The organism is Methylotuvimicrobium sp. (assembly GCF_050611805.1).
Classification (GTDB): domain Bacteria; phylum Pseudomonadota; class Gammaproteobacteria; order Methylococcales; family Methylomonadaceae; genus Methylotuvimicrobium.
In genome coordinates this window covers 93,120-102,815 of the sequence record NZ_JBNGHF010000013.1, presented here as the reverse complement: position 1 = coordinate 102,815, position 9,696 = coordinate 93,120, and the positions used below count along the sequence as shown (strand labels likewise).

8 protein-coding genes are annotated in these 9,696 nt (G+C 50.7%); 3 read left to right on the top strand and 5 right to left on the bottom strand.

Going from position 1 to position 9,696, the window contains the following annotated elements; genetic code table 11:
- Nucleotides 1-203 (top strand): hypothetical protein (locus tag ACRJJO_RS08890; RefSeq protein WP_431065439.1); only part of this gene is annotated, 203 nt, incomplete at its 5' end.
- Nucleotides 204-475: 272 nt separating this feature from the next.
- Here ACRJJO_RS08890 and ACRJJO_RS08885 read toward each other — a convergent pair.
- Nucleotides 476-1,705: a pyrophosphate--fructose-6-phosphate 1-phosphotransferase gene (locus ACRJJO_RS08885; RefSeq protein WP_431065438.1), complete on the bottom strand. Its 1,230-nt coding sequence runs from the start codon at nucleotides 1,703-1,705 to the stop codon at nucleotides 476-478.
- A 341-nt stretch (nucleotides 1,706-2,046) separates the two neighbouring features.
- Here ACRJJO_RS08885 and ACRJJO_RS08880 point away from each other — a divergent pair, with 341 nt between their 5' ends.
- Together ACRJJO_RS08880 and ACRJJO_RS08875 are read left to right on the top strand one after the other, a co-directional pair.
- Nucleotides 2,047-2,850, top strand: coding sequence for a spermine synthase (locus ACRJJO_RS08880; RefSeq protein ID WP_431065437.1), 804 nt, complete (start codon nucleotides 2,047-2,049; stop codon nucleotides 2,848-2,850).
- On the top strand, nucleotides 2,847-4,982 hold the full coding sequence (locus ACRJJO_RS08875; protein WP_431065436.1) for a YgiQ family radical SAM protein: 2,136 nt from the start codon (nucleotides 2,847-2,849) through the stop codon (nucleotides 4,980-4,982). Before ACRJJO_RS08880 ends, ACRJJO_RS08875 begins: the two co-directional genes overlap by 4 nt.
- Nucleotides 4,983-5,517: 535 nt before the next feature.
- Here ACRJJO_RS08875 and rimI read toward each other — a convergent pair.
- From rimI to pssA, 4 genes are all read right to left on the bottom strand, one after another.
- Complete coding sequence (gene rimI, locus ACRJJO_RS08870) at nucleotides 5,518-6,063, bottom strand: ribosomal protein S18-alanine N-acetyltransferase (protein WP_431065435.1); 546 nt, start codon at nucleotides 6,061-6,063, stop codon at nucleotides 5,518-5,520.
- Nucleotides 6,064-6,065: 2 nt separating this feature from the next.
- Nucleotides 6,066-6,854, bottom strand: a complete 789-nt coding sequence (locus tag ACRJJO_RS08865; protein ID WP_431065434.1) for a uracil-DNA glycosylase — start codon at nucleotides 6,852-6,854, stop codon at nucleotides 6,066-6,068.
- Nucleotides 6,855-6,910: 56 nt separating this feature from the next.
- Nucleotides 6,911-8,455 carry a 2-isopropylmalate synthase gene (locus tag ACRJJO_RS08860; RefSeq protein WP_404357496.1) on the bottom strand — a complete coding sequence of 515 codons (1,545 nt, stop codon included), beginning with the start codon at nucleotides 8,453-8,455 and terminating at the stop codon, nucleotides 6,911-6,913.
- A gap of 238 nt (nucleotides 8,456-8,693) precedes the next feature.
- Nucleotides 8,694-9,434: a CDP-diacylglycerol--serine O-phosphatidyltransferase gene (pssA, locus tag ACRJJO_RS08855; protein ID WP_431065433.1), complete on the bottom strand. Its 741-nt coding sequence runs from the start codon at nucleotides 9,432-9,434 to the stop codon at nucleotides 8,694-8,696.
- Nucleotides 9,435-9,696: the final 262 nt, after the last annotated feature.

The window sequence follows — 9,696 nt, the reverse complement described above, 5'->3', positions numbered from 1 at the left end:
CGCTCTTTCCCAAGCTCCAGCTTGGGAAAGACACCCCGGAAGCTCCAGCTTCCTGTGACCGACACAACCTCCGCACATTCTCAATCAACCCCGACTCGCTCGTTCAATCTTTCTTGATTGTCGGGAAGCTAGAGCTTCCTAAACAGGTTACCCAAGCTGGAGCTTGGGTAACAGCATATTTTAGTTTTTGCGACTACGACTAGCCCCTGCTCGGACACTTGGCTTCGGTAAGCTGAAGCATCTTGCTAATCAGGAGAGATAATGAATGATGAATGCGCTGCTATCACAGCCTGATTTACCAGCAAGCTTAACGTGTTATTTCAGACTCTTGTTTATTCTTTCCTTCGCGTTGCCGCTAAACGGTCCGGTTTTGATTTTTTGCTTTCCTTAGCGCCTTCGCGTCTTCGCGTGAGGAAAAAGATCACTTGATAAATAGCCGGGCAACAACTGCCGCCCGGCCAAAATACAACAGCTTTTAGTGACTTACTTCGACTCGCGCGCCTTTGCTTTGCCCGATTCCTCCAAGCATTTGCACGAACCAAGGCGTGTCGATATCGAACGGCTTGCCGCCTTTGATGCGCGGGAACTCGATCGCACGCAAGACGTTGCCGTTATCTTCGTCGTGACCAATGACGCCGGACTCGCGGCGGAATGCGCATTCAACCGCTAAATCGGCGCAGGATTTGATCAGGCGAATGTCGTCGACGTTCGAGGCCGATGCCCGTGCGAAATATCCCGATTTTTGAATCAAGGTTTTTTCGGCGCCGATCATTTCGGCGAATTGCTCACCGAACCATTTTCCCGGATTGACTGCATCGAGCTTGATGTGACCGAATGCATCGCGCGGAACGTCTTGGCCCTTGGCTTGCATTTCGGCGACGATCGCATCGACACCCGCGCCTTCCGAAACGAATATATTGACGCAATCGACTTTATCCATCACTTCGCGCAAGCGCTTGGCTTCCGCGGCCAGGTTGATTTCCATTTCCGGAACAAAAACGCCGTGAACTTCGTATGCCGCACGATCGAGACCGATTTCAGGCAGCCATTCGGAGCGATCCAACAATTTGCGGTATTCCATTGCGGTCGCGGCAGTCAACCAACCGCAATTGCGGCCCATGACTTCATGAACAATCAGCATGCGCGGATTAGCGTTATACTCGGCCACGACATTTTGGAAGTAATGCGCGCCTTGCTCCGCTGCAGTCCATGCGCCTAAAGATTGTTTAATCGGGAAAACATCGTTGTCGATCGTTTTCGGCAAGCCGATGACCGTCAATCCATAGTCATTTTTCGCGAGGAAGGCCGCCAAGTCAGCTGCTGCGGTATTGGTATCGTCGCCGCCGATCGTATGCAGGACATCGACGCCGTCTTTGACTAATTGATCGGCCGCCACTTTTTGAGGGTCCTGACCTTCTTGAACCAAACCGCGCTTGATGCAGTCTTTGACGTTGGTCAGTTTGACTCGGCTGTTGCCGATCGGCGAACCGCCGAAATTATGCAGCAACGCGGCGTTTTCGCGGATTTTTGGGGTCACGGCGTAAGAATCGCCGAGTAGCAGGCCTTTGTAACCGCTACGGTAGCAGATAATCTCGATCGAAGGGTCGATTTCGGTGTAACGCTCGATGAGACTACCGATGGCTGAACTAAGGCAAGGCGCTAAACCGCCTGCAGTGAGAATTGCGACTTTTTTTGGTTTGTTCATGAGATTTAAGCTTTGTGGTTATAAAGTTTGTGATTATAAAAACATTATGCAGTGTAAACACGGAAAACACTTCTTCCGCTTTTTTAAACCCGGCTCATGCCGTTTGGGAATTTAAACGACGCAACGCTTAATTATAGAGTCTGAATCGGTTGGCGGTAAATTTTAGCATAATCGGATCAAATCGCTGCCGTCGATTTAAACCTCTAATACCCGAAAATTAGCACGATAAATGTGCCTAAGCGCCGATTTTTTAAGACAGGCCGCTCAATTTCGGCGAAAATAGAAACCAATTCTTAACTCTATTCATTAACCAGCCTCCATCTTTCGAATTATCCGACCCAATGCGTAAATACCAGGGACAATTAGTTCACCAAAGCTTCGATGAAGAAGGCATCATCGAAATCGTCGAATCGGAAGGCGTCCGCGCCTTACATTTCGGCTCGTCTTCACGGCAAAGCAGTATGTTGCTGACCGATCCGGACCAATTGCATTCGCTGTATGCCCGCGCGATGATGGCTTGGCTATTGTTTAAAGACGCCCCCGGCGATGTATTGATGATAGGCTTAGGCGGCGGATCTTTGGCAAAGTTTTTACTGCAACACTTCGAAGACTGTAAAATAAAGGTCGTAGAATACCGGCGCGGCGTCGTCAAGATCGCGCGCAGCCATTTCGATTTACCGCTCGATTCGCGTCTGAAAATAAAAATCGGCGACGGCGGGCACTATATTCGCCAAAAGAGTCTAACGGCATCGGAAAACTACGATTTATTGATGATCGATGCGTTCGATCATGAAGGCATGTCCGACTCGATCGGCGGCGAAGCGTTTTTCGACGGCTGCAAGAATTTGCTGAATCCGGACGGCATGCTAACCATCAATTTATGGGGCACCGACAAAGCGCTGTTTCAGGATGTCGCCTGGCACTTAGGCAGGGTTTTCGACTGGCGCCTATTGTTTCTGCCGGTACGCGGGAGGGGCAATGTCATCGGCTTTGCTTTTAACGACCCCATGCCCATGCCGACTCAAAAAGAACTTCGAGGCCGCATGCAACTTCTGGAAAACAAATACCACCTGGAATTCCCCGTTTTTTTGCAAGATTTAAAGCGTAACAACCGTACTTTATTCAACCGGATTATCAAACCATGATTGCTCCCGCCATGCCTAGCGCGCCGAATCTTTTCGGCTACCGCAAATACTGGGCGCACCGTTTCGGAACGGCGCCCGAATTACCGATGACTCGCGCCGAAATGGACGAACTCGGCTGGGATTCGTGCGACGTTATTCTAGTCACCGGCGACGCCTATATCGACCATCCGAGCTTCGGCATGGCGCTGATAGGCAGACTCCTCGAAGCACACGGTTTTCGGGTCGGTATTATTTCGCAGCCGGACTGGACTAGCGCGGAAGATTTCAAACGCCTGGGCGCACCCAATCTTTTTTTCGGTGTGACCGGCGGCAACATGGATTCGATGGTCAACCGCTACACGTCGGACAAAAAGATCCGCTCTAACGATGCTTATACGGCAGGCGGCGAAGCAGGCAAACGACCTGATCGCGCGGTCAACGTGTATTCGCACCGCTGCCGCGAAGCTTTTAAAAATGTTCCTATCGTCATTGGCGGGATCGAGGCGAGCCTACGCCGAATTTCGCATTACGATTATTGGTCGGACAAGGTCAAAAAATCGGTCTTGCTCGACTCGAAAGCCGACCTCTTAGTCTACGGCAATGCCGAACGGCAAGTCGTCGAGATTGCGCACCGGCTAGCCAACGGCGAAGCTATTGCCGATTTGCAATTCATTCGCGGCACCGCGCATTTCGTCAAACAAATTCCCGAAGGCTGGCTCGAAAAAGATTCGACCGATGTCGATATTCCGGGCCATGTCGCGCCACCCGCAAACCCTTATCAAGAAGAACCCGCCTGCGACAGCAAGCCGGCCGGCAATGTGATCCGTTTCGAGCGACGCATCGGCAACGACAAACGCGCGCAAACTGTCATTCGTCTGCCGGCCTATGAGGCCGTCAAGGACGATACGATTCTTTACGCCCATGCATCCCGCGTGATGCACGGCGAAACCAACCCGGGCAACGCGCGCGCGTTGATTCAACAGCACGGCAATCGATTACTCTGGGTCAATCCGCCGCCGATCCCGCTCAGCACGCAGGAAATGGACAGTGTGTTCGACCTCCCCTATTCGCGCCTGCCGCATAAACGTTACGGTGACGCGAACATTCCGGCGTTCGAGATGATTCAACACTCGGTTAATATCATGCGCGGCTGCTTCGGCGGCTGCACATTCTGTTCGATCACCGAACACGAGGGGCGCATCATACAAAGCCGCTCCGAAGATTCGATCATCCGTGAGATCGAGGCGATTCGCGACACATCACCGAATTTCACCGGACACATTTCCGACCTGGGCGGGCCGACCGCAAACATGTACCGACTGGCCTGCAAGGATCCGAAGATCGAAGCGGCCTGCCGCAAGCCTTCGTGCGTCTTTCCCGGCATTTGCGACAATCTGTTTACCGACCATTCCCATTTGATCAAATTATACCGGCGCGCTCGTGCGCTGCCCGGCATCAAGAAGATCTTCATCGCATCGGGCCTGCGCTACGATTTGGCCGTCGAGTCGCCGGAATACGTCAAGGAACTGGTCACGCACCATGTCGGCGGTTATCTAAAGATCGCGCCGGAACACACCGAGCAAGGCCCCTTGTCAAAAATGATGAAACCGGGCATCGGCACTTACGATCGCTTCAAGCAAATGTTCGATAAGTATTCGAAGGAAGCGGGCAAGGAGCAGTATCTGATTCCCTACTTCATCGCCGCGCATCCGGGCACGACCGATGAAGACATGCTGAATCTCGCACTCTGGCTCAAGCGTAACGGCTTTAGGGCCGACCAGGTTCAAGCGTTTCTGCCGTCGCCGATGGCGATTGCGACCGCGATGTATCACTCCGGCAAGGACACGTTGCACAAGATCGGCCGCAAGGCGCCGGATATTTCGATTCCGAAAAGCGTCAAGCAACGCCGCTTGCATAAGGCTTTTTTACGCTATCACGATCCGAAAAATTGGCCGCTGCTACGCGAGGCTCTGAAAAACATGGGCCGCGCCGATTTGATCGGCAACGGTAAAAAGCATTTGGTACCGACATTTCAGCCGAAAGGCACCGTCGACACCGCACCCGCTAAGACGCAGCGATTTAAAACCAAACATACCGGCTTCGGAAATAAACAACGCAAGCAACCGGGCCGGCGAGCCGCAAAGTCTCGTTAGGACTGGGACATCAAAAGTCCCCCTATTTTATGGAGGGATCGGTTACTAGATTGGCAGGTGTAAGGCGGCAGGGCAGATTTTTGCTCCTCGGCAATTGCTGAGTTACAAGGATGTAATGAATGCAGAAAATGCAGGAGCACTTTTCTGCCCGCATTGCCCCAATACATGCCATCCATGGCAATCTGATAGCCGCCGCAAAGCTTACTACTTGTAGAAGTTTTTGCGCATATTCCTAAACATTGAACTTAGAAAGAGCAGTTACCATGTTTTGTAGACCGTTCGTGCTGAGTAAAGTCGAAGCATGAAGGGTCTACAACACTTTCACCCGCCTGGTGAAGCCTCAAACTACCGTTCACCCTTCGACAGGGCTCTCCTGAGCGTAGCCGAAGGGCTCAGGGCGAACGGTAGTTTGAGGCTCTCAACTGCTCTTTTTAGGTTGAAATCTATTTCGTTCGATGCCCATCGCAGCCTCGTCTCCGAAGCAGAACTCGGTTATTCATTCAGCGAACACACGGGAACCGGCAATGAAATCCCTTCAATAAAACAACTCCAAAGCTAGCATCAATGCGTCTTCCCGCCCTTCTTGGGCGGGGTAATAATCCTTGCGGATACCGATTTCGTTAAATCCGGTTTTTTCATACAATGCAATGGCGCCGGAATTGGAAGGGCGAACTTCCAAAAAAATGGTTTCGGTTTTGTACCATCTGGCAACCTCGATCAGATGCGTCAACATTTTACGGCCGATACCTTGCCCCTGCTCTTCCGGTGCAACTGAAATATTCAAAATATGCGCTTCGCCAACCGCGATAGAAACAATGCTATAGCCCAATATTCTATCGACATCTTCACAGACCCAACAGCTGTAGCCGGCTTTGAAGCAGTCTTTAAAAACGCCTTCGCTCCATGGAAAATCGTAGTTAGTATTTTCTATCGTCAAGACGGCGCTTAAGTCTTTGCCGGTCATGCGCCGCATCCTTAACAAGTCATCCCTAGTTACCGAGTCCGGAAAGATTTTTGCGTAGAACTCACGATCGGCATCATAGACGACAATATCTTTAAATCGTTGTAATAACTCCCGCATGCTCAACCTTTAATCTCGTCAAATGTAGCTATGGCCAGTTTTAGATCTTGCCAGGCTTTGCGCTTTTCTAGCGGCGACCTTAACAAATAAGCGGGATGATATACCACAATTAGCGGAATGCCGTCCAATGAATGCACCGTGCCTCTGAGCTGGCCTATGTTTTTATCAGTTTTTAGCAAATTTTGTGCGGAAACGCGCCCGACCGCCAGAATAATTTTCGGCTTTAGCCAAGCAATTTGACGATGTAAATAGTCGCTACATGCTTCGACTTCGGTCGTTAAAGGATCACGGTTATTCGGTGGCCTGCATTTTAGAATATTGGTGATAAAAACGTCATCGCGCTTTAAACCAATGGCTCTTAGCATTTCGGTTAGCAATTGACCGGCCCTTCCGACAAACGGTTCACCTTGTCGATCCTCGCTTTCTCCCGGCGCTTCGCCGATGACCATCCACCCCGAGCTTGCCGAACCGCTGCCGAACACCGTTTGCGTCCGGCTTTCGCATAATGAACATTGTCGGCATGCCGCCACTTCATTTTGTAAATCCGCCCACGTTGGTTTGGAATCGGACAGTATCGGCTGCGCTTCGACTTCAGGAACAAGGGGGGGTTCAGGCACAATCGGTGTCGCTGTTTTTTGAACATCACCGAGTAAAGTGGATACGGCTGTTTGCGTCGCCGCCAAATCAATTACATCGGAGTTTATTCGATCACTAGCCGGCGCTTGACGGGAAACCCAAACATCGATCCCGATCGCTTTTAGGTAATGAAGTCGAGTCTCAGTATCCAGCATCGTTAGTCGTGTGCTCAGCGCACTTTGAAAGTGCGCGAGCGGATAGAAAAGTAAACTTAAACATCGCCTTTTTGCGGATGCCGGCGCTGGTTAGGCGCATGCAATTTATTGACTGCATTGATATAGGCTTTCGCTGAAGCGATAACGATGTCGGTATCGGCGCCCAAGCCATTGACGATGCGCCCTGCCTTGTCGAGACGAATCGTGACTTCACCTTGCGAATCGGTGCCGTTGGTAATATTGTTAACCGAATACAATTCCAAAATGGCGTGCGTATTGACCAGACTTTCAATCGCCTTGAGACTAGCATCGACGGCACCGCTCCCGGAGGAGCTGCCGGTCATTTCTTGATTATCAATGCGTAAAGTAACCCGCGCCGTCGGCACTTCTCCGGTTTCGGAGCAAACGCTCAATGCGATCAATTTGATGTATTCATCCTCGGCGCTGACACTGACTTCGGAAATCAGCGCCTGCAAATCCTCGTCGAAAATTTCGTGCTTTTTATCGGCCAGTTGTTTGAAACGAAAAAATGCTTCGTTCAATTCTGCTTCCGAGGTGAACTCAAAGCCGAGCTCGGTCATGCGCGTCTTGAAGGCATTGCGTCCCGAATGCTTTCCCAGCACCATGCGGTTAGCGGCCCAACCGACATCCTCGGCGCGCATGATTTCATAAGTTTCACGGCTTTTCAGCACGCCGTCCTGATGAATGCCAGATTCATGCGCGAAGGCATTAGCACCGACGATCGCTTTGTTCGGTTGCACCGGAAAACCGGTAATCGTCGAGATTAAGCGCGAACAAGTCATGATTTCTGTCGTATCGAGTGTCGTGTCGCACGGAAAAACATCTTGGCGCGTTCGTACCGCCATCACGACCTCTTCCAACGCAGCATTACCGGCACGTTCACCGAGCCCGTTGATCGTACATTCGACCTGGCGTGCGCCGTTCATCACCGCCGCTAAAGAATTGGCAACCGCCAAGCCCAAATCGTTGTGACAATGCACCGAGAAAATCGCCTTATCGGAATTCGGTATTCGTTGAATTAAGTTACCGATTGTCGCGCCGAATTGATGCGGAACACTGTAACCGACCGTATCGGGTATGTTCAGTGTAGTCGCGCCGGCATCAATGACCGCCTCCAATATCCGGCACAAAAAATCTTCTTCGGAGCGCCCCGCATCCTCGGGCGAAAATTCGACGTTATCGGTATATTGCAGTGCGCGTTTCACAGCTTTAACGGCCAACTCGATCACTTGTTCCGGCTGCATCTGCAATTTCATTTGCATATGAATCGGCGAGGTTGCGATAAAGGTATGAATGCGCGAGCTTTCGGCGGCTTTCAGAGCCATACCCGCTTTATCGATGTCTTTTTCCAATGCCCGCGCTAAACCGCAAACAGTGCTGGTTTTGACCGCTTTCGCAACCGCTTCGACCGCTTCGAAATCGCCCGGACTCGCGGCAGGAAACCCCGCTTCGATCACATCGACCTTCATTCTTTCCAACGCTTTTGCAATTCGGACTTTTTCATCACGCGTCATCGACGCCCCCGGACTCTGCTCGCCATCGCGCAAAGTCGTATCAAAAATAATTAATTTGTCTTTCATGAGAACTCCGTTCATCAAGAAATTTGATGTTAAGAAAACTGATTAGTAAAGATTGTGTATAACGGGGGGAGAAATAAAGTATGTGCCCGCTAGGGCAGCAGGAAAAGAAGAGCTGGTTTGAACGGCGCCGGAAAAACAGCACCGAAAACGGTGCTTGTTGAATTGCTGGCGGTAATATAGAAGTGGGATTTCATGAGTTGGACTATACGCGATTGTGTTTTTTGCCTCAAGAAATTTGTTAAGCCTTTCTATGAAGTCTGCGGCGACGCATGACCAAGGTAAAAACCGGTCCGGAAATCGCATACCCTAAAGACAACAAAAACAACATGGTTTGCGGCTGCGCCATCACAAATGCAACTCCCAACATCACGGCAATCGCGACGACAAACGGCACCTTACCCTTCCAATCTATCCCTTTGAAACTGAAATAACGAAAATTACTAACCATTAGTAAGCCGGTTGCGATCGTCAAAATTAGGGCCGCATATTTTAGCGTATCGATATCATAATCGTATTCGATCGAAATCCAGATAAAGCCGGCCAATATCGCGGCGGCGGCGGGACTCGGCAAACCTTGGAAATAGCGTTTGTCGTCGGTTTCGACTTGCGCATTGAAACGTGCCAATCTCAATGCGCCGCCGGCCATGTGCACGAATGCCGCAAACAGGCCTAGCTTACCCAAGCTGGAAAATGCCCAGAGGTACATTACCAAGGCCGGAGCCGCGCCGAACGAGATCATATCGGATAAGCTATCGTATTCGACACCGAACTTGCTTTGCGTATTCGTCAAACGCGCTACGCGCCCGTCGAGCCCATCCAAAATCATGGCGGCAAAAATCGCCACGGCTGCGGTTTCGTATCGCCCGCCCATTGCCGATGTAATCGCGTAAAAACCGGCAAATAACGCACCTGTCGTAAACAAATTGGGTAATAAATAAATACCGCGGCGGCGGGGCGTGGAAGATTTTTCAAGCGTCATATTTTTTATCTACTGTTGCAACATTTGCAATAAAACAATGCCGCAGATTATACAATGAGCCGAAAAAGTACTCATGAATTAATAGCGACTTGGAAATCGGATTCGGAGACGAATCATCTGTGCCACGCAATGGCTAAACTCATACGTGGGTGCACATCTCGTTTAAAGCCAAAGTCATTAAGGGATGGACATGAAATTAAGTACGCTACCAGACAAAAGAGCGCGTCAGTTACACGAAAAAGTGGCCCCGCGATCTAAAATG